Source organism: Pseudomonas izuensis, from assembly GCF_002356535.2.
GTDB classification, from domain to species: Bacteria; Pseudomonadota; Gammaproteobacteria; order Pseudomonadales; family Pseudomonadaceae; genus Aquipseudomonas; species Aquipseudomonas izuensis.
On the sequence record NZ_AP017423.2, the window covers coordinates 6,074,018 to 6,095,799 of the forward strand.

Below are 21,782 nucleotides of genomic sequence, written 5' to 3' on the forward strand. Positions count from 1 at the left end.
AAATGCCCATACCTGTATTTTTCCGCACGACCCAAACCTCGACACTGCACTCCATCAATTCAACCCACCGGAGTTGCAGCCATGCCCATTGCCTTGCTCGCGCTGACCCTCAGCGCCTTTGCCATCGGGACGACCGAGTTCGTCATCGTTGGCCTGTTACCCACCATCGGCGCCGATCTCGGGGTCAGCCTGCCGTCCGCCGGCCTGCTTGTCAGCCTGTACGCATTGGGCGTCGCCGTCGGTGCCCCGGTGCTGACTGCCCTGACCGGCAAAGTCCCGCGTAAATTGCTGCTCTTGTCGCTGATGGTGCTGTTCACCCTCGGCAACCTGCTGGCCTGGAAAGCGCCAGGCTACGAGTCGCTGATTCTGGCGCGAATCGTCACCGGCCTGGCCCACGGGGTGTTTTTCTCGATCGGTTCAACCATCGCCACCAGTCTAGTGCCCAAGGAAAAAGCCGCCAGCGCGATCGCCATCATGTTCACCGGATTGACCGTGGCACTGGTCACTGGCGTACCGCTGGGCACCTTCATCGGCCAGCATTTCGGCTGGCGTGAAACCTTCCTCGCCGTGTCGGCGTTGGGCGTCATCGCGTTCATCGGCAGCCTGCTCTACGTGCCGAAAGACATTGCCCACAGCAAACCCGCGTCGCTGTTGCAACAGTTGCAGGTACTCAAGCAACCCCGACTGTTGCTGGTGTACGCCATGACTGCGATCGGCTACGGCGGTTCGTTTATCGCCTTCACTTTCCTGGCACCGATCCTTCAGGACCTTTCCGGTTTCAGCGCCAGCACCGTCAGCCTGGTGCTGCTGGTCTACGGCATCTCGGTGGCCGTGGGTAACATCTGGGGCGGCAAACTGGCGGATAAACGCGGCCCGATCAGTGCCCTGAAAATCATCTTCGCCCTGCTCGCCGCTGTGTTGTTCGTGCTGACCTTCACGGCCGGCAATCCATGGCTGGCGCTGGCCACCGTGCTGGTCTGGGGTGCAGTGGCGTTCGGCAACGTGCCGGGGCTACAGGTCTATGTGGTGCGCCAGGCCGAACATCACACCCCCCATGCGGTGGACGTGGCTTCCGGCCTGAACATCGCCGCGTTCAACCTCGGCATTGCCGGCGGCGCGTGGGGCGGCGGCTTGATCGTTGCGCACTTGGGCCTGATCCACACCGCGTGGATCGGTGGTCTGGTGGTGTTGGGGGCGCTGGCGTTGACGGCGTGGAGCGGGCGTCTGGATCGGTTGGGGCCGGTGTATGCCGAACCGGCTGAGGGCTCTGCCCGCGTTATCACAGGTCACTGATTAACCCTGTGGGAGCGAGCCTGCTCGCGAAGACGGTGGCACATTCAACATTGATGTGACTGACACACCGCTTTCGCGAGCAGGCTCGCTCCCACATTGGATCTGCGGTGATTCGTGAATATGTACCGTCCGTACTTCCACCGAAACTTTCGTCGCCGCCCCACAGTCAGCAAAAGAACGGGGCACTCAGACGGGAGGCGACATGGCGGCGATTCATATCGGCATTTCAGGTTGGCGCTACACGCCCTGGCGAGGGGATTTCTACCCCAAGGGGTTGCCCCAGAAACGCGAGTTGCAATTCGCGTCACGGGCGGTCAACAGCATCGAAATCAATGGATCGTTTTACGCCCTGCAAAAGCCCGAGCGCTATGCCCAGTGGTACATCGAAACGCCGATGCACTTCGTGTTCAGCGTCAAGGCCCCACGTTTCATTACCCACATCAAGCGTTTGCGTGACATCCACAAATCCCTGGCGAATTTTTTTGCCTCCGGCGTTCTGGAGCTCAAGGAAAAGCTCGGGCCGATCCTCTGGCAGTTCCCGCCCAACTTCAAATTCGATGCCGAACTGTTCGAGACCTTTCTCGAACAATTACCCCGTGACACCGAACAGGTGGCCGCCCTCGCCCGTCAGCACGACTCGCACCTCCACGGCCACGCCAGCCTGAAGGCGTACAAGAAAAAACCTGTGCGCCATGCCGTGGAAATCCGTAACGACAGCTTCATCGACCCGGCTTTTGTCCGCCTGCTCAAACGCTACAACACGGCACTGGTGATCGCCGACACCGCCGGCAAATGGCCGTACCGCGAAGACATCACCAGCGACTTCGTCTACCTGCGCCTGCACGGCGCCGAAGAACTCTACGCCAGCGGCTACACAACGCAGGCACTGCAGCGCTGGGGTGAGCGGATCGAGGCCTGGCATCACGGGCGGCAACCGAAAGATCCACAGTTGATCGCGCCCCGGCAGAAACCCAGGGTCTGCAAATCCCGCGAAGTGTTCTGCTATTTCGATAACGACATCAAAGTCCGCGCGCCTTTCGATGCGCGTCGCCTGCTGGAGCGATTCGACCTCGACCAGGAGCTGCTCACCGCCCCGGGTGAACCCGTTGCCGAAGGAGCGCTGCCATGAGCATTCGCGAACCGGTCGGCGTCACCGACGAGCAGGCCTCCATCGATACCATGGTGCATCGTTTCACGGTGCTGACGGTCAACACCCACAAGGGTTTCACCGCGCTGAATCGGCGTTTCATCCTGCCGGAACTGCGCGAAGCGGTGCGCAGTGTCTCTGCCGATGTGGTGTTTTTGCAGGAAGTCCACGGCACCCATGAACAGCATCCCAAGCGCTACAACAATTGGCCGGCGATGCCGCAATACGAATTCCTCGCCGACACCCTGTGGCCGCAGTTCGCCTACGGGCGCAACGCGGTCTATCCGGCGGGCGATCACGGCAACGCGCTGCTGTCGAAATTCCAGATCGTGCGGCACGACAACCTCGACGTGTCCATCAGTGGCCATGAGAATCGCGGCCTCCTGCATTGCATCTTGCGCCTGCCCGGCGAAGGCCCGGAGGTGCACGCGATATGCGTCCACCTGGGCCTGCGCGAAAGCCATCGCAACGAACAACTCAGGTTGCTGGCCCGCCGGCTGGAAGAACTGCCAAACGATGCGCCGGTGATCGTCGCCGGGGATTTCAATGACTGGCGTCAGCGTGCCGATGCCCTGCTCAACCCTTGCGGTTTGCGCGAAGTGTTCGCCGAGCACCATGGCAAGCCCGCGCGCAGTTTTCCCGCTCGATTACCCGCGCTGCGTCTTGACCGCATCTACGTGCGCAACCTCCAGGCCAGCCAACCACAAGTGCTGACGTCCCGGCCCTGGTCACACCTTTCGGACCATGCACCGCTGTCGGTAGAGATCGAGTTATGAGCCTCTCGCCGATGGAAAAAACCACCGTGGACCCGATTGCCGCGCCGCCGACCAGCGAACCCGCAGCGGTCGACGTCGAGTACCGTTGGCAAGGCAACAACCGCGTCGAGCTGCTGGAAAACGGCGAGGCCTATTTTCCCCGGGTGTTCGAGGCCATGCGCCAGGCCAAGACCGAGATCCTTCTGGAAACCTTCATCGTGTTCGAGGACAAGGTCGGCGAAGAGCTCAAGACCGTACTCATCGGCGCCGCGCAACGCGGGGTACGTGTCACCGCCAGCTTCGACGGATTTGGCTGCGGCGAACTGAGTACCGGTTTTCTCACCGCGCTCAGTGGAGCCGGCGTGCATCTGCAAATGTTCGATCCGGCACCCAAGCATCTGGGCATCCGCACCAACTGGTTCCGCCGCCTGCACCGCAAGATAGTGGTCGTAGACGGAACCGTCGCCTTCATTGGCGGGATCAACTTCTCCGCCGATCATCTGGCCGATTTCGGTCCCGAGGCCAAACAGGATTATTCGGTCGAAATACAAGGCCCGGCGGTGGCCGACATTCATCACTTTGCCCTGTTGCAATGCGGTCGTCCCGCGCGGGCCAAGTACTGGTGGCAACGGCGTCGACAACGTCGCTCGGAACTGGCCTTCGATGAGCATGACGGTCAGGTGCGGCTGGTGTACCGCGACAACGCCGAGCACTTGACCGACATCGAAGAGGTTTACCGCCTGGTGTTACGCACTGCGCAGCGGCGCGTGGTCATCGCCAACGCTTACTTTTTCCCCGGCTACCGATTGCTGCGCGAGATCCGCAACGCCGCCCGCCGCGGTGTTGATGTGCGGCTGATTCTGCAAGGTCAACCCGACATGCTGGTGGCCAAACTCGCTGCGCGCATGACCTACGATTATTTGCTCAAATCCGGGGTGAAGATCTACGAATATTGCGACCGCCCCCTGCACGGCAAGGTCGCGCTGGTGGACGAAGACTGGAGCACCGTCGGTTCCAGCAACCTCGACCCGTTGAGCCTGTCGATGAACCTGGAAGCCAATGTGTTGATCCGCGATCGCGCATTCAACCTTGACCTGTTCGAGCGCCTCGAAGAACTCAGTGACCATCACTGCAAGGCCATGTCGGTGGACAACGCCCCACGCGGCCGCGTCTGGCACATGACCGTGGGTTTTCTGGTGTTCCACTTCCTGCGGCATTTCCCGGCATGGGCCGGCTGGTTGCCGGCGCATAAACCACGCCTGAAAGCGTTCACTTCACCGACCGGGAGCGATCAGCATGAGCCGCACTGAAGCACACGCGGCGCCCCACGCCGACCACCCGGCAAAATCTCGCCTGAGCCGCTGGAAAAGACCGCTGACGATGCTGTTTTTCCTGGCGCTGATCGTGCTGTTGAGCCTGTTCGCCTCGCGCATCGAATGGGGCGAAGTGTTCGACACCCTGGCTGACTTCAAGGTGCGCACGCTGATCATCGCCTCTGGATTGACCCTGGTGAGTTTTCTGGTCTACGCCAGTTTCGACCTGATCGGCCGCACCTACATTCGCCAGGATCTGACGTGGAAACAGATCCTGCCGGTGGGGATCATCAGCTACGCCTTCAACCTCAACCTGAGTGCCTGGGTCGGCGGTATTGCCATGCGTTATCGGCTGTATTCGCGGCTCGGTGTGAGCAAAGGCAACATCGCAAAAATCCTCGGCCTGAGCCTGGCCACCAACTGGTTCGGCTACATGGTGATTGCCGGGGCAGTGTTCAGCAGCGGGCTGGTACGCATGCCCCCGGGATGGAAACTGAGCAGCGACGCGCTGCAAGGTGTGGGCGTTTTGTTGCTGCTGGTGAGCGCGGGATATCTCGCGGCGTGCCGGTTTTCCAAACGGCGCGAGTGGGCGATACGCGGCATTGAAATCGACTTGCCGTCCTTGCGCATGGCCATTGTGCAACTGGCCCTCGGGGCGTTGAACTGGTCGCTGATGGCGGCGGTGATCTTCACCCTGCTGCCGAGCAAACTCGACTACCCATTGGTGCTTGGCGTGTTGCTGATCAGTGCTATTGCCGGGGTCATCACCCACATACCGGCCGGGCTCGGTGTGCTGGAAGCGGTGTTCGTGGCTTTGCTGCAACACGAGGTATCGCGGGGCAGTCTGGTGGCGGGACTGCTGGCTTATCGGGCGATCTATTTTCTGCTGCCGTTGTTGATCACGCTGGTGATGTATTTGCTGGTGGAGGCCAAGGCCAAGTCGCTGCGGATCTCGAAAAAACCCAAGTGATTTGTGGTGACGGTGATGACGCCATCGCGGGCAAGAACACCACACAATCATTTGGATTGAATAATGCTCAACCGCTCACCCACCACCATTTCCGTGATCCAGTCCACCAGGATCGAGGTGTAGGCCTGCTGCGAAACCGGATCGCTCAGCGCATGGTCGGCACCGTCGATAATGCGGTGCGTCATCGAATGGGTCTGCTGACACGCTGCGCGATAACTCATGATCGTCGCGTGGGGCACATAGTCATCGGTTTCGGACTGGACCAACAGCACATCCCCGGTAAATTGCGAACAGGCATGCAGCGCCCGATTGCTATCGGCACGCACCAGCGTACCGCGGTAATCGCGCAAATCGAGCTTGTCCAGGTCACGCTTGGGTGTGTGCCATTGCTCGTCGCGATACAGTGCCGGCACCCGTAGCGCCAGCCAGCGCACCGGACGCAACGACGTGAGGATCGAGGCCAGGTAACCGCCATAGCTGGTGCCGACCACGGCAATGGCCGAGGTATCCAGCGCCGGGTGCGCGAGCAAGCGGTCGTAGGCCGCCAACAGGTCGCGCAGGTTATCTTCACGGGTTACCCGGGTCAGCGGAATGCCGGTGCCGCCGGTGTGGCCCCGCAGGTCGAAGGTCAGGCACACACAACCCAAGCCGGCGATGCCCTTGGCCCGCTCCAGATCGCGCTCCTGACTGCCGCCCCAACCGTGCACGAACAACACGCCGGGGACTTTCGATTTGGGGCTGAGAAAGGTCCCGCTCATCTGCTCGTCGTCGATGTCGATTTGAATGCTTTCGCTTCTAGCCGTCATAGGATTTGACCGTTACGTACTTGAGTAGGAAATCACTGTTTTGCGCCGGACCGCGATACACCTCGATGGCGTCCGCCGGAAGCGGCCGATCGGTGTAGGTTTCCACCGAAGACACGCGAATCGCGCGCATTTGCGGGTCGTTGACGAAGCTCTGCAAGGCAGCGACTTCGGCGCTGCTGGCCCCGCCCATGCGCCAGGATTGCTCGAGCACGCCGCTGCGGGGTTTGCCATCACTGGCCACCCCCTGGGCGATGTCGTAGTTGCGCCGCGACGCATAGAAGCCGGGGTAGGCTTCATTCGCCGCGTCGTCGAATACCTGCGCTTGCCTGATCGCCAATCGCACGTCTTCAGGCAAGTCCAACGCCAACAGATCCTGATAGCCACCCTGCACCACCAGCAGGTTGGAGCCGCCATACACCTCTTCGCCTTGAGGGTCCTTGGTCAAAAATTGCTCACCGCAATAACTCAGCACCCTGTCACCGATGAAACTCTGACCGACGCTGTGGGTGATCACCTGATCCAGGTCCTGCTCGAGCACCACACCTTCGTTGAACAGGGTCTTGGCCTCGGGCCGAGCGAGGATTTCGTCGAACTGGTCGAGGCTTTTGATCACTTCCTGACCGCGCCCGGCGCAGGCGTGAATCGGCTTGAGGCGGATTGGGCCGCTGTAGAGCAAATGCTCCGCCGCTGGCCGTGCATCGTCGAGGGAAAAAACACTGAGGCCATCGAGCACGACGTTGCGCACCCGTTCGCAAAACAGCGGCACCCAACCTGGTGGCGCATGGGCATGATGATTCAGCAAACCGTGGCTGATGGCTTTGGTGCAGATGAAGGCATGTTCGACATAGCCACCCCACAAATCCTCAGGACCTTTGACCCCCAACTGCCGGGCGGCTGCGGCCCCCACCAGCGTTTGGGTGGGCAGCAGGTAAATGTCTCGTCCGCGATGCTGCCCAGGGTCGTAACTGCCACCGAACTTGAGCCCGAGGATTTGTGCCAGCCACTTGGCCAGCGCGCGATTGGTTTCAATTTCATGCAATGGCGCGTCGGGGTGCACCGAGTGGGCGACCACCAGTTTCTTGCGGTTTGTTGGGGTCATGCGTCCCCTTTCAATCGGCAGTAGATGAATGTAGGTGTAGGAGGTGCAGAGATCAGGCCAAGCGGGGCTGCCGGGAAACGCTTTTCAAATCATGTGGTTGCACGAACAGTAGTGGCAGGAGGCCTGTTTGATTCTGCACGAGAGCCTTTCAAAGTCCGGCATTTTGCACGATCTCTTGTGGGAGCGAGCCTGCTCGCGAATAGGCCCTTTCACTCACCATCGATGTGGGATGTCAGACTGCTTTCGCGAGCAGGCTCGCTCCTACAAGGGGAACTGCGGTGTTGTGCCTAGCGTGCGGCGACACCCGGCAACACCCCAAACCGCGCCCGATAATCGCTCGGCGCCAGCCCGGTGATTTTCTTGAACGTGGAGCGAAACGCCCCCGGGTCCTGATAGCCCACTGTCCAGGCAATATGATCGATGGTGCCGTTGGTGAATTCGAGCATTTCCCTGGCCTTGCCGACCCGCAGGTGCTGGCAGTACTCAGTAGGCTTTAGCCCGGTCGCCGCGCGGAAGCGGCGCAGGAACGTGCGTTCCTCCAGCCCTGCCCGCTCGGCCATCGCCGTCAGCGACACATCGGTGGCTCCGGTGCTTTGCAGCCAGTGCTGCACCTTGAGAATCGAAGCATCGCCATGGCTGAGGATCGGTGCGAAGTTGCTGCCGCATTCACTGGCACTGTCGCTGTGCTCCACCACCAGGAAACGCGCGGTGCCTGTGGCAATGCTCGGCCCCAACAGGCGATCCACCAGACGCAGACCCAGTTCGGACCAGGCCATCAGCCCCGCGGTGGTAATCAGGTCGCCGTCATCGACGATGGGCGTATCGGCCTTGAGTTTGATCGCCGGGTATCGCTCGGCGAAAGCCTTGGCGGAGGTCCAGTGGGTGGTGGCGCTGCGGCCGTCGAGCAGGCCACTTTCGGCCAACAGAATCGAACCCACGCAAACACCACCGAGGGTCGCGCCATTGGCGTGTTGCTGCCTGAGCCAGCGAATCAGCGCCTGCGATGCCTGGCCTTCGCAGAACCCGGCAATCGACGGTGGAATCAATACCGCCACCAGTGCACCGTCCGCTGCGGGATGGCTGTCGTAGACCCGAGTGGGTGGCCGATCGCCTTCGACCCGCCAATGGCTGACCCGCAACAGCGGCAAGCGCGCAGCCTGATGTTCGGCGGCGATCCGATTGGCCACCCCGAACAGGTCGGTCAACCCATGCACCGCCGCCATCTGCGCGCCGGGATAGATCAACACGCCCACTTCGGCGATTGCCCTTTGTGCATCCATTGTCAGTTTTCCCCCTGCTATTGTCGGTGCGGCCAATCCCCGGACGGCCTGCTTGAGCCAATACTCCATTCCACACCCAAACCACACTCGAGGAAACACTCATGGCCAAGCAAGCACTCATCGTAGTCGATATCCAAAACGACTACTTCCCCCAAGGCAAGTGGCCGCTGGTCGGCGCCGATGCCGCCGCGGACAACGCCGTCCGTCTGCTAGCGGCCTTCCGCGAGGCCGGCGATTCGGTGGTACACATCCGCCACGAGTTCACCTCCGACGCCGCGCCTTTCTTCACCCCCGGCTCCGAAGGCGCCAAGCTGCACCCCAAAGTCCTCAACCTGGGCAATGAGCCTGTGGTGCTCAAACACTACGTCAACTCGTTCCGCGAAACCGAACTGCAATCGATCCTCGACCAGCAAGGCATCAAGGAACTGGTGGTCGTCGGCAGCATGAGCCACATGTGCATCGATGGCATCACGCGTGCCGCCAATGACCTCGGTTACAGCGTCACCGTGATCCACGACGCGTGCGCCTCCCGTGACCTGGAGTTCAACGGCCTGACCGTTCCGGCGGCCCAGGTGCATGCCGCTTTCATGTCGGCCTTGGGCTTTGCCTACGCCAACGTGGTGTCCACCGATGAGTTCCTCGCGGCCAACCGCTGAGTACAAGACTGACCTCCGGATTGCCGGCCAAATCCGAGGCAAAAAAAACCCGCGCTCTTGAGCGCGGGTTCTATTTTCACGTTGAAGCTCTATGGCTTCAGAACGGGATATCGTCATCAAAGCTGTCGAAGTCCGGAGCTGGCTGTGGAGCGGCCTGCTGTGGAGCCGGGCGCGACTGCTGCGGTGCCGACTGCTGTGGACGTGGAGCCTGCTGGCGTGGCGCGGACTGCTGGTAGTTGCCCCCGCCTTGTTGGTCGCCCTGCTGTGGACGGCCGCCCAGCAGTTGCATGGTGCCTTGCATGTCGACCACGATTTCGGTGGTGTAACGCTTGATACCGTCTTTTTCCCACTCGCGGGTCTGCAGCTTGCCTTCGATGTAGACTTGCGAGCCTTTACGCAGGTATTCGCCGGCGATTTCCGCAACTTTGCCGAACATCGACACACGGTGCCATTCAGTCTTTTCGACTTTCTGACCGGTTTGCTTGTCAGTCCATTGTTCGCTGGTCGCCAGACTCAGGTTGGTCACGGCGTTGCCGTTCGGCAAGTAGCGAACTTCAGGATCCTGGCCGCAAGTGCCGACCAATATGACTTTGTTAACCCCACGGGCCATTACGTTCTCCTAGGCTACGCACGCTTCCCCGGCCGGGTTGTTCACCAGGCTTTCAAGGGTGGTGCGATCCAATAGTTCGGTGTCCAATTTGATGTAAATGGCCGCCTCATCAGCGACTATCACTGCATCTGTTACCCCTACGACGGCCTTCAGGCGCTCGACCAGACCCGCTTCGCGGATCGCCTCGGGCGACAATGGCAAGCGCAGGCTTGTCACGTAGGGAGGTTCTCGCATGGTAACAGCAAAGGCCAGCCAGAGGGCAGCCAGACCCGCGCATCCAAGGAACACAACCGACAAACCGCCATGCTGGAACAACCAGCCACCGAGGATTCCGCCCAGTGCCGATCCGAGGAATTGGCTGGTGGAATAAACCCCCATCGCCGTGCCCTTGCCGCCGGCGGGTGAAACCTTGCTGATCAACGACGGCAGCGAAGCTTCCAGCAGATTGAACGCGGTGAAAAACACCACCGTCCCGACCACCAGAGCCCGCAAACTATCGCCGAACTGCCAGAAGAATAGCTCAGTGAGCATCAGCGTCACGACGGCACCGAGCAAAACTCGTTTCATTTTGCGTCGCTTCTCGCCGTAGATAATGAACGGGATCATGGCGAAGAAAGAAATCAGCAATGCCGTCAGGTACACCCACCAATGCTGCTCCTTGGGCAATCCGGCTTTTTCCACCAGCGCCAGCGGCAAGGCAACGAAGCTCGACATCAACATCGCGTGCAACACAAAAATGCCCAGGTCCAGACGCAGCAGGTCCGGGTGTTTGAGCGTCGGTATCAAGGCCTGGCGCGCGACACCCGACTCACGGTGCTGCAACGGGTGGGTGGAGCGCGGCACCATGAACATCACGATCACGATGCCGAACAGCGCCATGCCGCCCGTGGCGAGGAACAGTCCGGACAAGCCGAAAGCGCGAGTCAGCAAGGGTCCGACAACCATCGCGACCGCGAACGACAGACCGATTGTCATGCCGATCATGGCCATGGCCTTGGTTCGATGCTGCTCACGGGTCAGGTCCGATAGCAACGCCATGACCGCGGCGGAAATCGCCCCGGCGCCTTGCAGGACGCGTCCGGCGATCACACCCCAGATCGAATCGGCGTTGGCCGCCAATACGCTGCCGAGGGCAAAGACAATCAGCCCCAGGTAAATCACCGGGCGGCGGCCGATGCGGTCGGAGATGAAACCAAAGGGAATCTGGAAAATTGCCTGGGTCAGGCCATAAGCGCCAATCGCCAGCCCGATGAGGGCGGGGGTCGCTCCAGCCAGGTCCATGCCGTAGGTCGCCAGGACCGGCAACACCATGAACATGCCAAGCATACGGAAGGCGAACACCAGGGCCAGACCGCTCGCCGCGCGGGTCTCGCTGCCACTCATGCGTTCGCTGTGGGGATCGTGCATGGAAAAACCTCATGTGAACCGGCGGCGATTCTACCAGTCCCATCGATTGGCGGGGTATATCGCGACGCTTTGCCGCGTGTAGATGACAGACCTTTCATGTAAGTCAGCCATGACATCATTCGATAGTGTGCATCCATCCAGTATTTGGCCGTATACTCCTACGTTTTCGACGCCCGCCAAGCGAGGCCACTTTGGACAAGATCCTGATTCGTGGGGCTCGAACCCACAACCTGAAGAACATCGACCTGACCCTGCCCAGGGACAAACTGATTGTCATCACCGGCCTGTCCGGCTCCGGCAAGTCGTCCCTGGCCTTCGACACCCTGTACGCCGAAGGCCAGCGCCGCTACGTCGAATCGCTATCGGCCTATGCCCGGCAGTTCCTGTCGATGATGGAAAAGCCTGACGTCGACACCATCGAAGGCCTGTCGCCAGCGATCTCCATCGAACAGAAATCGACCTCGCACAACCCGCGCTCGACTGTCGGGACCATCACCGAAATCTACGACTACCTGCGTTTGTTGTATGCGCGCGTAGGCATTCCGCGCTGCCCGGATCACGACATTCCGCTGGAAGCGCAGACCGTCAGCCAGATGGTCGATCTTGTCCTCGCCGAGCCGGAAGGCAGCAAGCTCATGCTGCTGGCTCCGGTGATTCGCGAACGCAAAGGTGAACACCTCTCGGTCTTTGAAGAGCTTCGAGCCCAGGGCTTCGTCCGTGCCAGGATCAACGGCAAGCTTTATGAGCTGGACGAAGCGCCCAAGCTCGACAAACAGAAAAAGCATTCCATTGATGTCGTGGTTGACCGCTTCAAGGTCCGCGCCGATCTGCAACAGCGCCTGGCCGAATCCTTCGAGACCGCGCTGAAGCTGGCGGACGGCATCGCGCTGGTGGCACCGATGGACGATGAGCCGGGCGAAGAAATGATCTTCTCCGCGCGCTTCGCCTGCCCGATCTGCGGTCACGCCATCAGCGAACTCGAGCCCAAACTGTTTTCCTTCAACAACCCGGCCGGTGCCTGCCCGACCTGCGACGGTTTGGGGGTAAAGCAATTTTTCGACATCAAGCGACTGGTCAATGGCGAGCTGACCCTCGCTGAAGGTGCAATTCGCGGCTGGGACCGGCGCAACGTCTATTACTTCCAGATGCTCGGTTCATTGGCGTCCCACTACAAGTTCAGCCTGGAAGTGCCGTTCAACGAGCTGCCGAGCGATCAGCAGAAGAACATCCTGCATGGCAGCGGCTCGCAAAACGTCGACTTCAAATACCTGAACGACCGCGGCGACATCGTCAAACGCTCACATCCATTCGAAGGCATCGTACCGAACCTGGAACGTCGCTACCGCGAAACCGAGTCGGCTTCGGTGCGCGAAGAGCTGGCCAAGTTCCTCAGCACCCAGTCCTGCCCGGACTGCCGCGGCACCCGCCTGCGACGGGAAGCACGGCATGTTTGGGTCGGCGAGAAAACCTTGCCGGCGGTGACCAACCTGCCAATCGGCGACGCCTGCGACTATTTTGGCGAGCTGAAGATGACCGGGCGTCGTGGCGAGATTGCCGACAAGATCCTCAAGGAGATCCGCGAACGCCTGCAGTTTCTGGTCAACGTCGGTCTCGATTATCTGTCGCTGGATCGTAGTGCGGACACATTGTCCGGTGGTGAGGCTCAGCGCATACGCCTGGCCAGCCAGATCGGCGCGGGCCTGGTCGGCGTGCTGTACATTCTCGACGAACCATCGATCGGCCTGCATCAGCGCGATAACGACCGGTTGCTCGGCACACTCAAGCACCTGCGCGACATCGGCAACACGGTGATCGTGGTCGAGCACGATGAAGATGCGATTCGCCTGGCGGATTATGTTGTGGATATCGGGCCGGGCGCCGGCGTCCATGGCGGCCATATCGTTGCCGAAGGTACGCCTGCTGAGGTGATGTCGCATCCGGACTCCTTGACCGGCAAGTACCTGTCAGGCCGGGTGAAAATTGCTGTTCCGGCCAAACGCACCCCGCGCAACAAGAAGCTGTCGCTGTCGCTCAAGGGCGCCCGCGGCAACAATTTGCGCAATGTAGACCTGGATATTCCGATCGGCTTGCTGACCTGCGTAACCGGGGTGTCCGGTTCGGGCAAGTCGACGCTGATCAACAACACGCTCTTCCCCCTGAGTGCCACCGCGCTGAATGGCGCAACGACACTTGAAGCGGCCGCCCATGACAGCATCAAGGGTCTGGAGCACCTGGATAAAGTCGTCGACATCGACCAGAGCCCTATCGGTCGTACGCCTCGCTCCAACCCGGCGACCTACACCGGTTTGTTCACACCGATTCGCGAGCTGTTCGCGGGCGTGCCGGAGTCCCGCTCCCGGGGTTACGGTCCGGGGCGCTTCTCTTTCAACGTGAAGGGCGGACGTTGCGAAGCCTGCCAGGGTGATGGCCTGATCAAGGTGGAAATGCACTTCCTGCCGGACATCTATGTGCCGTGCGACGTCTGCAAGAGCAAGCGCTACAACCGCGAAACGCTGGAGATCAAGTACAAAGGCAAAAGCATCCACGAGACTCTCGAGATGACCATCGAGGAAGCCCGGGAATTCTTCGATGCGGTACCGGCCCTGGCGCGCAAGCTTCAGACACTGATGGACGTGGGCCTGTCCTACATCAAGCTGGGACAATCTGCGACGACGCTGTCGGGTGGTGAGGCTCAACGAGTCAAGCTGTCCCGCGAGCTGTCCAAGCGTGATACCGGCAAGACGCTATATATCCTCGACGAACCGACAACCGGCCTTCACTTCGCGGATATCCAGCAATTGCTCGACGTACTGCATCGACTGCGTGACCACGGCAATACGGTGGTGGTGATCGAGCACAACCTGGACGTGATCAAGACCGCCGACTGGCTGGTGGACCTGGGGCCGGAAGGCGGCTCCAAGGGCGGTCAGATCATCGCGGTCGGCACACCGGAAGAAGTCGCAGAGATGAAGCAATCTCACACCGGCTTCTACCTCAAACCGCTGCTGGAGCGTGATCGGGCTTAACCGGGCGCCATGAAAAAGCCCCTGTCACTTCATCAGTGACAGGGGCTTTTTTGTATCCGCTGGATCAGGTGTGGGACTGCAGATAATTCTCAAGCCCGATCAACTTGATCAGACCCAACTGTTTCTCGAGCCAGTAGGTGTGATCTTCCTCGGTGTCATGCAATTGAACCCGCAGCATTTCGCGGCTGACATAGTCCTTGTGCTGCTCACAGAGCTTGATGCCTTTGCACAGCGCAGCACGCACCTTGTATTCCAGGCGCAAATCCGCTTCAAGCATCTCTGTCACCGTGGTGCCGACATCGAGATCGTCCGGACGCATGCGTGGCGTGCCTTCGAGCATCAGAATTCGGCGCATCAGAGCATCAGCGTGCCCTGCTTCTTCTTCCATTTCATGATTGATTCGTTCGTAGAGCTTGGTGAATCCCCAGTCCTCATACATCCGCGAGTGGACGAAATATTGATCACGCGCAGCCAGTTCGCCGGTCAGCAACGTGTTGAGGTAATCGATCACATCTGGGTGGCCTTGCATCGCCCTACATCTCCCTGCTTGAAAGTTGTAGTTTGAACCAACATCCCCGTATCGTCACGAGAAAGCCGCAATAAAAGCGAAGATATTCTGAGAAAAACAGCTTAAATAACGCAAAAACCGCCCAAACAAGGGCGGTTCTGCTTCTCATTTAGACTTCGTTAAGCTGTACGTTGAGCAGCTTTGCGATTGCTTCTCCGTACGCCGGATCGGCCCTGAAGAAATGTTGCAATTGACGGTCGACGACGTCACTCGATACACCTGCCATCGCTCCGGCGATGTTGCCAACCAATAACGCCTTCTGCTCGTCACTCATCAGACGGAACAGCGCACCGGCGTGGCTGTAATAGTCAGTATCTTCGCGATGATCGTAACGATCGGCCGCGCCGCTCAAAGCCAAACCAGGCTCGGCGTAACGAGGCGCCTGCTTCGGCGAATCGACGTAGCTGTTCGGCTCATAATTCGGCGCCGCGCCACCATTGCTGCCAAACGCCATCGAACCATCGCGCTGGTAGCTGTTAACCGGGATACGCGGGGCGTTCACCGGCAGTTGCTGGTGATTGGTACCTACACGGTAGCGATGCGCATCAGCGTAGGCGAATACCCGACCTTGCAGCATTCGGTCCGGCGACAGGCCCACACCCGGCACCATGTTGCTTGGACCGAAGGCTGCTTGCTCGACTTCAGCGAAGTAGTTGAGCGGGTTACGATTGAGCTCCAACTCACCGACTTCGATCAACGGAAACTCTTTCTGTGACCAGGTCTTGGTGACGTCGAACGGATTCTCATAATGCGCGGCGGCCTGAGCCTCGGTCATGATCTGGATGCACACGCTCCATTTCGGAAAATCACCGCGCTCGATGGCCTCGAACAAGTCGCGCTGAGCGTAATCCGGATCAGTACCGGCCAAACGGGCCGCTTCTGTCGGTGCCAGGTTCTTGATGCCCTGCTTGGTCTTGTAGTGCCATTTCACCCAGTGACGCTCGCCATTGGCGTTGATGAGGCTGTAGGTGTGGCTGCCAAAGCCGTGCATGTGACGGTAACCATCAGGGATGCCGCGATCCGAGAACAGGATCGTGACCTGGTGCAATGCCTCTGGAGAGTGCGACCAGAAGTCCCACATCGCCTGCGGGCTTTTCAGGTTGCTTTGTGGCAGACGCTTTTGAGTGTGGATAAAGTCAGGGAATTTCAGCGGATCACGAATGAAAAACACTGGAGTGTTGTTACCCACGATGTCCCAGTTGCCCTCTTCGGTGTAGAACTTCAACGCGAAACCACGCGGATCCCGCTCAGTGTCAGCCGAACCGCGCTCACCACCCACAGTGGAAAAACGCAGGAACGTGGGTGTTTGCTTGCCAACCGACTCGAACAGCCTCGCGCTGGTGTACTGAGTGATATCGCGAGTGACGGTAAACGAACCGTAAGCACCCGAGCCCTTCGCGTGCACACGACGCTCAGGAATGTTTTCACGATTGAAATGAGCCAGCTTCTCGATCAAGTGGAAGTCGTCGAGCAGAAGCGGGCCACGTGGGCCGGCGGAACGGGAATTCTGATTGTCGGCGACAGGGGCGCCACTGGCGGTGGTAAGCGTTTTATTTTGGCTCATGCGATCTCTTTCCTTAGTCAGTCTCGAACTGCCGGCTAATCGGCTGAAGGGAGTATTGACGATCAACATGACGCTTACTAATTCATTAAATACTCACAATCGATAGATATTACCTATGCGACTGCAAATGCTGCACTTTTCATGCGCGCACAAAAAACCGGGCACTAGGCCCGGTTCTTCGTTTCAGACTGACGTCTTACTCAGCGGATACAGCTTCACCGCCGACAGCACGATCAACCAACTCGACGTACGCCATAGGCGCGTTGTCGCCAGCGCGGAAACCGCACTTGAGGATGCGCAGGTAGCCACCCTCACGGGTAGCGTAACGCTTGCCCAGGTCGTTGAAGAGCTTACCAACGATAGCTTTCGAACGAGTACGGTCGAAAGCCAGGCGGCGGTTAGCAACGCTGTCTGTCTTGGCCAAAGTGATCAGCGGCTCGGCAACGCGGCGCAGTTCTTTAGCTTTTGGCAGAGTAGTTTTGATCAGCTCGTGCTCGAACAGCGACACCGCCATGTTTTGGAACATGGCCTTGCGGTGCGAGCTGGTGCGGCTGAGGTGACGACCACTTTTACGATGACGCATGGTTCATTCCTTACCAAACACTACGTTCGGTGATTACGACGATCAGGCAGTCGCCTTGTCGTCCTTCTTAAGACTTGCAGGCGGCCAGTTGTCGAGGCGCATGCCGAGGGACAGACCGCGGGAGGCCAGAACGTCCTTGATTTCAGTCAAGGATTTCTTGCCAAGGTTCGGAGTCTTCAACAGCTCTACTTCGGTACGCTGAATCAGGTCACCGATGTAGTAGATGTTTTCCGCCTTAAGGCAGTTAGCCGAACGTACAGTCAGTTCCAGATCGTCAACCGGGCGAAGCAGGATCGGATCGATCTCGTCTTCCTGCTCGATTACCACTGGTTCGCTGTCACCTTTGAGGTCGACGAACGCAGCCAACTGCTGTTGCAGGATGGTTGCAGCGCGGCGGATAGCCTCTTCAGGATCCAGAGTACCGTTGGTTTCCAGATCAATAACCAGCTTGTCCAGGTTAGTACGCTGTTCGACACGGGCGTTTTCCACCACGTATGCGATACGGCGAACCGGGCTGAACGAAGAGTCAAGCTGCAAGCGACCAATGCTGCGGCTTTCGTCTTCATCGCTCTGACGCGAGTCGGCCGGTTCATAACCACGACCACGAGCTACTACGAGCTTCATGTTCAGGGCGCCGTTAGACGCCAGGTTAGCGATTACGTGATCGGGATTAACGATCTCGACATCATGATCCAGCTGAATATCGGCAGCGGTAACCACCCCCGAACCCTTCTTCGACAAGGTCAGCGTAACTTCGTCTCGACCGTGCAGCTTGATAGCCAGACCTTTAAGGTTCAACAGGATTTCAATTACGTCTTCCTGTACACCTTCGATGGCGCTGTACTCGTGGAGCACACCGTCAATCTCGGCCTCGACTACTGCACAGCCGGGCATGGAGGACAACAGGATGCGGCGCAGCGCGTTGCCCAGGGTATGGCCAAAGCCACGCTCGAGAGGCTCGAGCGTGATCTTGGCGCGGGTTGGACTGACAACCTGCACATCAATGTGGCGGGGTGTCAGGAACTCATTTACCGAAATCTGCATGGATGCACCTATTTTCTAGCCCTTACTTGGAGTAGAGCTCGACAATCAGGCTTTCGTTGATGTCGGCGGACAGATCACTGCGAGCTGGAACGTTCTTGAAAACGCCCGACTTCTTCTCAGTGTCTACTTCTACCCATTCTACGCGGCCACGTTGGGCACACAGATCGAGAGCTTGGACAATGCGAAGTTGGTTTTTTGCTTTCTCGCGAACAGCAACCACGTCACCAGCACGAACCTGGTAGGACGGAACGTTAACGGTTTGACCGTTTACGCTGATCGACTTGTGCGATACCAGCTGACGGGATTCGGCACGAGTCGAACCAAAGCCCATACGGTATACAACGTTGTCCAGACGGCATTCGAGCAGTTGCAACAGGTTTTCGCCAGTTGCGCCTTTCTTGCCAGCAGCTTCTTTGTAGTAGCCGCTGAATTGACGCTCGAGAACGCCGTAGATACGACGGACCTTCTGCTTTTCACGCAGTTGGGTGCCGTAGTCGGACTGGCGACCGCGGCGTTGGCCGTGGATACCAGGTGCTGCTTCAATGTTGCACTTCGATTCGATCGCGCGCACGCCGCTCTTCAGGAAGAGATCGGTGCCTTCGCGACGAGCGAGTTTGCATTTTGGACCAATGTAACGAGCCATTCTTTACAATCTCCTGGATTACACGCGGCGCTTCTTCGGCGGACGGCACCCGTTGTGCGGGATTGGCGTCACGTCGGTGATGCTGGCGATCTTGTAGCCACAGCCGTTCAAAGCGCGGACTGCGGATTCACGACCTGGACCTGGACCTTTGACGTTGACGTCGAGGTTTTTCAGGCCGTATTCCAGCGCAGCTTGACCAGCACGTTCAGCAGCTACTTGAGCAGCAAACGGGGTGGACTTGCGGGAACCGCGGAAACCCGAACCACCGGAGGTAGCCCAGGAAAGAGCGTTACCTTGACGGTCGGTGATGGTCACGATGGTGTTGTTAAAAGATGCATGGATGTGGGCGATGCCATCAACCACTGTCTTTTTAACTTTTTTACGAGGACGAGCAGCAGGTTTTGCCATGATTAAATTCCTGTCGATTCGCTGGGGCGATTACTTGCGGATCGGCTTACGCGGACCTTTACGGGTACGCGCGTTGGTCTTGGTACGCTGACCGCGTACTGGCAGACCACGACGATGACGCAGACCGCGATAGCAACCGAGGTCCATCAAGCGCTTGATTTTCATGTTGATTTCGCGACGCAGGTCACCTTCAGTGGTGAACTTCGCCACTTCGCCACGCAGCTGTTCAATTTGCTCGTCGCTCAGATCCTTGATCTTTGCGGCTGGGTTTACCCCAGTCTCTGCACAAATTTTCTGTGCAGTAGTGCGACCAACACCATAGATGTAGGTCAGCGAGATAACAGTATGCTTGTTATCTGGAATGTTAACGCCTGCAATACGGGCCATTCAGTGGGACTCCAATTGACAGCTACCTACGCCCCGGAAGCCAAGAAATAGGGCGCGAGATAATATCGCTGTAATAACAAATAATCAACCCGGCAGCGCACTAGCTGCCGGGCTTGAAGCACAATCACACTCAGCCTTGGCGCTGTTTGTGACGCGGTTCCGCGCTGCAAATTACTCGAACAACACCTTCGCGGCGAATAATCTTGCAGTTACGGCACAGCTTTTTCACCGATGCACGAACTTTCATCACCAACTCCTCGAACCTTATGGGTACTCAGCGCAACATGCCGCTGCCGTAACCCTTCAGGTTGGCTTTCTTCATCAGGGATTCGTACTGGTGCGAAACGAGGTGCGATTGTACTTGGGACATGAAGTCCATCACAACCACGACCACGATCAGCAACGAGGTCCCGCCAAGGTAGAACGGTACGTTGGCTGCAACCACCAGGAACTGGGGCAGCAGGCAGACGGCCGTCATGTAAAGAGCACCGAACATGGTCAAGCGAGTCAGAACGCCATCAATGTAGCGCGCAGACTGCTCACCTGGACGGATGCCCGGAATAAAGGCACCGGACTTCTTCAGGTTTTCCGCTACGTCTTTCGGATTGAACATCAACGCCGTATAGAAGAAGCAGAAGAAAATAATCCCTGCACTAAACAGCAGAATATTCAACGGCTGACCAGGAGCGATCGACTGCGAGATGTCCTGCAACCAGCCCATACCTTCAGACTGGCCGAACCAGGCACCCAACGAAGCCGGGAACAGCAAGATGCTGCTCGCGAAAATAGCCGGAATAACACCGGCCATGTTCACCTTCAGCGGCAAGTGGCTTGTCTGCGCAGCGAAGACCTTGCGGCCCTGCTGACGCTTGGCGTAGTGAACAGCAATACGACGCTGACCACGCTCAATGAACACCACGAAACCGATAATCGCTACTGCCAGCAAACCGATGGCAACCAGGGCGAAGATGTTGATATCACCCTGACGTGCAGACTCGAAAGACTGCCCAATCGCTCTCGGAAGACCGGCGACGATACCCGAAAAAATCAACATCGAGATACCGTTGCCAACACCACGCTCAGTAATCTGCTCACCCAGCCACATCATGAACATCGCACCAGCCACAAAAGTGGATACCGCGACGAAATGGAAGCCAAAGTCACCAGTGAACGCAACGCCCTGCCCCGCCAGACCAATGGACATGCCAATGGCCTGAACGAGAGCGAGAACGACAGTGCCGTAGCGGGTGTACTGGCTGATCTTGCGACGGCCAGCTTCACCTTCCTTCTTCAACTGCTCCAGCTGCGGGCTGACGGCGGTCATCAGCTGCATGATGATCGATGCCGAAATGTACGGCATGATCCCCAGTGCAAAGATGCTCATCCGCTCCAGCGCGCCGCCGGAAAACATGTTGAACAAGCTAAGAATGGTCCCCTCATTCTGTCGAAACAGGTCCGCGAGTCGGTCCGGGTTGATACCTGGAACCGGGATGTGTGCGCCTATTCGGTAGACGATAATCGCCAGGAACAGAAAACGCAGACGAGCCCAGAGTTCAGACATACCGCCTTTGCCGAGCGCAGAGAGAGCACCTTGCTTAGCCATTTATTCCTCGAACTTGCCGCCAGCTGCTTCGATAGCCGCACGCGCACCTTTGGTGGCGCCGATTCCCTTTCCGATGGTCACAGCGCGAGTCACTTCGCCGGACAGCATGATTTTCACACGCTGTACGTTGACGTTGATCACGTTGGCATCTTTCAGGGACTGCACGGTGACGATGTCGCCTTCCACTTTAGCCAGCTCGGACAGACGCACTTCTGCGCGATCCATGGCCTTCAGGGACACGAAACCGAATTTCGGCAGGCGACGATGCAGCGGCTGTTGACCGCCTTCAAAGCCTGGAGCAATGGTGCCACCGGAGCGGGAAGTCTGACCTTTGTGACCACGGCCACCAGTCTTACCCAAACCACTACCGATACCACGGCCCGGACGATGCTTTTCGCGACGGGAACCCGGCGCTGGACTCAGATCATTGAGTTTCATCGATTAACCCTCGACACGCAGCATGTAGTAAGCCTTGTTGATCATCCCGCGATTCTCGGGAGTATCCTGGACTTCTACAGTGTGACCGATGCGACGCAGACCCAGACCCTTAACGCACAGTTTGTGGTTAGGGATGCGGCCGGTCATGCTTTTGATCAGCGTAACTTTAACGGTAGCCATGA

General features: G+C 58.7%; 23 protein-coding genes. 7 read left to right on the forward strand and 16 right to left on the reverse strand.

The genetic code is table 11. The annotated features are described in order from the left end of the window. Nucleotides 1-81: 81 nt before the first annotated feature. The 5 genes from LAB08_RS27170 (at nt 82) to LAB08_RS27190 (ending at nt 5,478) form a co-directional block, all read left to right on the forward strand. Nucleotides 82-1,293, forward strand: a complete 1,212-nt coding sequence (locus LAB08_RS27170) for an MFS transporter (RefSeq protein ID WP_096514785.1) — start codon at nt 82-84, stop codon at nt 1,291-1,293. Nucleotides 1,294-1,495: 202 nt separating this feature from the next. Beyond that, complete coding sequence (locus tag LAB08_RS27175) at nt 1,496-2,422, forward strand: DUF72 domain-containing protein (RefSeq protein ID WP_096514783.1); 927 nt, start codon at nt 1,496-1,498, stop codon at nt 2,420-2,422. After that, on the forward strand, nt 2,419-3,216 hold the full coding sequence (locus tag LAB08_RS27180) for an endonuclease/exonuclease/phosphatase family protein (RefSeq protein WP_096514781.1): 798 nt from the start codon (nt 2,419-2,421) through the stop codon (nt 3,214-3,216). The genes LAB08_RS27175 and LAB08_RS27180 overlap by 4 nt, the downstream gene beginning before the upstream one ends. Continuing rightward, nucleotides 3,213-4,505: a cardiolipin synthase ClsB gene (gene clsB / locus LAB08_RS27185; RefSeq protein WP_096514779.1), complete on the forward strand. Its 1,293-nt coding sequence runs from the start codon at nt 3,213-3,215 to the stop codon at nt 4,503-4,505. The genes LAB08_RS27180 and clsB overlap by 4 nt, the downstream gene beginning before the upstream one ends. Then, nucleotides 4,492-5,478: a lysylphosphatidylglycerol synthase domain-containing protein gene (locus tag LAB08_RS27190; protein ID WP_096514777.1), complete on the forward strand. Its 987-nt coding sequence runs from the start codon at nt 4,492-4,494 to the stop codon at nt 5,476-5,478. The genes clsB and LAB08_RS27190 overlap by 14 nt, the downstream gene beginning before the upstream one ends. 47 nt (nt 5,479-5,525) lie before the next feature. On the opposite strand, the gene LAB08_RS27195 is transcribed toward LAB08_RS27190, so the two are convergent. The 3 genes from LAB08_RS27195 to LAB08_RS27205 form a co-directional block, all read right to left on the reverse strand. Continuing rightward, nucleotides 5,526-6,284, reverse strand: coding sequence for an alpha/beta hydrolase family protein (locus LAB08_RS27195; protein WP_096514775.1), 759 nt, complete (start codon nt 6,282-6,284; stop codon nt 5,526-5,528). Next, the gene (locus tag LAB08_RS27200) at nt 6,274-7,383 is read right to left on the reverse strand and encodes a DUF3182 family protein (RefSeq protein ID WP_096514773.1); all 1,110 of its coding nucleotides are present in this window, start codon (nt 7,381-7,383) and stop codon (nt 6,274-6,276) included. Before LAB08_RS27200 ends, LAB08_RS27195 begins: the two co-directional genes overlap by 11 nt. A 287-nt stretch (nt 7,384-7,670) precedes the next feature. Then, nucleotides 7,671-8,663 carry a GlxA family transcriptional regulator gene (locus LAB08_RS27205; RefSeq protein WP_096514771.1) on the reverse strand — a complete coding sequence of 331 codons (993 nt, stop codon included), beginning with the start codon at nt 8,661-8,663 and terminating at the stop codon, nt 7,671-7,673. Nucleotides 8,664-8,764: 101 nt separating this feature from the next. Between LAB08_RS27205 and LAB08_RS27210 the strand changes: the two genes are divergently transcribed. Further along, nucleotides 8,765-9,319, forward strand: coding sequence for a cysteine hydrolase family protein (locus LAB08_RS27210; RefSeq protein WP_096514769.1), 555 nt, complete (start codon nt 8,765-8,767; stop codon nt 9,317-9,319). Between the two features lie 97 nt (nt 9,320-9,416). On the opposite strand, the gene LAB08_RS27215 is transcribed toward LAB08_RS27210, so the two are convergent. Together LAB08_RS27215 and LAB08_RS27220 are read right to left on the reverse strand one after the other, a co-directional pair. Continuing rightward, a complete protein-coding gene (locus LAB08_RS27215; RefSeq protein WP_096514767.1) occupies nt 9,417-9,929 on the reverse strand; it encodes a single-stranded DNA-binding protein in 513 nt (170 codons plus the stop codon). Between the two features lie 9 nt (nt 9,930-9,938). Beyond that, nucleotides 9,939-11,336, reverse strand: coding sequence for an MFS transporter (locus tag LAB08_RS27220; RefSeq protein ID WP_096514765.1), 1,398 nt, complete (start codon nt 11,334-11,336; stop codon nt 9,939-9,941). A 191-nt stretch (nt 11,337-11,527) separates the two neighbouring features. Between LAB08_RS27220 and uvrA the strand changes: the two genes are divergently transcribed. After that, the gene (gene uvrA / locus LAB08_RS27225) at nt 11,528-14,362 is read left to right on the forward strand and encodes an excinuclease ABC subunit UvrA (RefSeq protein ID WP_096514763.1); all 2,835 of its coding nucleotides are present in this window, start codon (nt 11,528-11,530) and stop codon (nt 14,360-14,362) included. A 64-nt stretch (nt 14,363-14,426) separates the two neighbouring features. Here uvrA and bfr read toward each other — a convergent pair whose 3' ends face one another. The 11 genes from bfr to rpmD all read right to left on the reverse strand — a co-directional run bounded on the left by bfr (nt 14,427) and on the right by rpmD (nt 21,780). Next, nucleotides 14,427-14,891, reverse strand: a complete 465-nt coding sequence (bfr, locus tag LAB08_RS27230) for a bacterioferritin (RefSeq protein WP_008053867.1) — start codon at nt 14,889-14,891, stop codon at nt 14,427-14,429. 148 nt (nt 14,892-15,039) lie between these two features. After that, a complete protein-coding gene (locus LAB08_RS27235) occupies nt 15,040-16,494 on the reverse strand; it encodes a catalase (protein WP_096514761.1) in 1,455 nt (484 codons plus the stop codon). Between the two features lie 196 nt (nt 16,495-16,690). Further along, nucleotides 16,691-17,077 (reverse strand): 50S ribosomal protein L17, encoded by a 387-nt coding sequence (rplQ, locus tag LAB08_RS27240; protein ID WP_007955635.1) that lies wholly within the window; start codon nt 17,075-17,077, stop codon nt 16,691-16,693. Nucleotides 17,078-17,119: 42 nt separating this feature from the next. Beyond that, nucleotides 17,120-18,121 (reverse strand): DNA-directed RNA polymerase subunit alpha, encoded by a 1,002-nt coding sequence (locus LAB08_RS27245; RefSeq protein ID WP_007924176.1) that lies wholly within the window; start codon nt 18,119-18,121, stop codon nt 17,120-17,122. 22 nt (nt 18,122-18,143) lie between these two features. After that, nucleotides 18,144-18,764 (reverse strand): 30S ribosomal protein S4, encoded by a 621-nt coding sequence (rpsD, locus tag LAB08_RS27250; protein ID WP_003176404.1) that lies wholly within the window; start codon nt 18,762-18,764, stop codon nt 18,144-18,146. 18 nt (nt 18,765-18,782) lie between these two features. Continuing rightward, nucleotides 18,783-19,172: a 30S ribosomal protein S11 gene (gene rpsK, locus LAB08_RS27255; protein WP_002555466.1), complete on the reverse strand. Its 390-nt coding sequence runs from the start codon at nt 19,170-19,172 to the stop codon at nt 18,783-18,785. Nucleotides 19,173-19,202: 30 nt separating this feature from the next. Then, entirely contained in the window at nt 19,203-19,559 is a 357-nt protein-coding gene (gene rpsM / locus LAB08_RS27260) for a 30S ribosomal protein S13 (RefSeq protein ID WP_009045849.1), read from the reverse strand. A 130-nt stretch (nt 19,560-19,689) separates the two neighbouring features. Further along, nucleotides 19,690-19,806, reverse strand: coding sequence for a 50S ribosomal protein L36 (gene rpmJ / locus LAB08_RS27265; protein WP_002555468.1), 117 nt, complete (start codon nt 19,804-19,806; stop codon nt 19,690-19,692). Nucleotides 19,807-19,833: 27 nt separating this feature from the next. After that, entirely contained in the window at nt 19,834-21,162 is a 1,329-nt protein-coding gene (gene secY / locus LAB08_RS27270; protein WP_003228718.1) for a preprotein translocase subunit SecY, read from the reverse strand. Next, nucleotides 21,163-21,600, reverse strand: coding sequence for a 50S ribosomal protein L15 (gene rplO / locus LAB08_RS27275; protein ID WP_003228720.1), 438 nt, complete (start codon nt 21,598-21,600; stop codon nt 21,163-21,165). It abuts the gene before it with no gap. 3 nt (nt 21,601-21,603) lie between these two features. Continuing rightward, nucleotides 21,604-21,780, reverse strand: coding sequence for a 50S ribosomal protein L30 (rpmD, locus tag LAB08_RS27280; protein WP_003176408.1), 177 nt, complete (start codon nt 21,778-21,780; stop codon nt 21,604-21,606). Between the last annotated feature and the right edge of the window lie 2 nt (nt 21,781-21,782).

Bases quoted from the DNA above. Each gene is read 5' to 3' on its own strand.
- LAB08_RS27170 (WP_096514785.1), top strand. From the start codon at position 82: ATGCCCATTGCCTTGCTCGCGCTGACCCTCAGCGCCTTTGCCATCGGG.
- LAB08_RS27175 (WP_096514783.1), top strand. From the start codon at position 1,496: ATGGCGGCGATTCATATCGGCATTTCAGGTTGGCGCTACACGCCCTGG.
- LAB08_RS27180 (WP_096514781.1), top strand. From the start codon at position 2,419: ATGAGCATTCGCGAACCGGTCGGCGTCACCGACGAGCAGGCCTCCATC.
- clsB (WP_096514779.1), top strand. From the start codon at position 3,213: ATGAGCCTCTCGCCGATGGAAAAAACCACCGTGGACCCGATTGCCGCG.
- LAB08_RS27190 (WP_096514777.1), top strand. From the start codon at position 4,492: ATGAGCCGCACTGAAGCACACGCGGCGCCCCACGCCGACCACCCGGCA.
- LAB08_RS27195 (WP_096514775.1), bottom strand. From the start codon at position 6,284: ATGACGGCTAGAAGCGAAAGCATTCAAATCGACATCGACGACGAGCAG.
- LAB08_RS27200 (WP_096514773.1), bottom strand. From the start codon at position 7,383: ATGACCCCAACAAACCGCAAGAAACTGGTGGTCGCCCACTCGGTGCAC.
- LAB08_RS27205 (WP_096514771.1), bottom strand. From the start codon at position 8,663: ATGGATGCACAAAGGGCAATCGCCGAAGTGGGCGTGTTGATCTATCCC.
- LAB08_RS27210 (WP_096514769.1), top strand. From the start codon at position 8,765: ATGGCCAAGCAAGCACTCATCGTAGTCGATATCCAAAACGACTACTTC.
- LAB08_RS27215 (WP_096514767.1), bottom strand. From the start codon at position 9,929: ATGGCCCGTGGGGTTAACAAAGTCATATTGGTCGGCACTTGCGGCCAG.
- LAB08_RS27220 (WP_096514765.1), bottom strand. From the start codon at position 11,336: ATGCACGATCCCCACAGCGAACGCATGAGTGGCAGCGAGACCCGCGCG.
- bfr (WP_008053867.1), bottom strand. From the start codon at position 14,891: ATGCAAGGCCACCCAGATGTGATCGATTACCTCAACACGTTGCTGACC.
- LAB08_RS27235 (WP_096514761.1), bottom strand. From the start codon at position 16,494: ATGAGCCAAAATAAAACGCTTACCACCGCCAGTGGCGCCCCTGTCGCC.
- rplQ (WP_007955635.1), bottom strand. From the start codon at position 17,077: ATGCGTCATCGTAAAAGTGGTCGTCACCTCAGCCGCACCAGCTCGCAC.
- LAB08_RS27245 (WP_007924176.1), bottom strand. From the start codon at position 18,121: ATGCAGATTTCGGTAAATGAGTTCCTGACACCCCGCCACATTGATGTG.
- rpsD (WP_003176404.1), bottom strand. From the start codon at position 18,764: ATGGCTCGTTACATTGGTCCAAAATGCAAACTCGCTCGTCGCGAAGGC.
- rpsK (WP_002555466.1), bottom strand. From the start codon at position 19,172: ATGGCAAAACCTGCTGCTCGTCCTCGTAAAAAAGTTAAAAAGACAGTG.
- rpsM (WP_009045849.1), bottom strand. From the start codon at position 19,559: ATGGCCCGTATTGCAGGCGTTAACATTCCAGATAACAAGCATACTGTT.
- rpmJ (WP_002555468.1), bottom strand. From the start codon at position 19,806: ATGAAAGTTCGTGCATCGGTGAAAAAGCTGTGCCGTAACTGCAAGATT.
- secY (WP_003228718.1), bottom strand. From the start codon at position 21,162: ATGGCTAAGCAAGGTGCTCTCTCTGCGCTCGGCAAAGGCGGTATGTCT.
- rplO (WP_003228720.1), bottom strand. From the start codon at position 21,600: ATGAAACTCAATGATCTGAGTCCAGCGCCGGGTTCCCGTCGCGAAAAG.
- rpmD (WP_003176408.1), bottom strand. From the start codon at position 21,780: ATGGCTACCGTTAAAGTTACGCTGATCAAAAGCATGACCGGCCGCATC.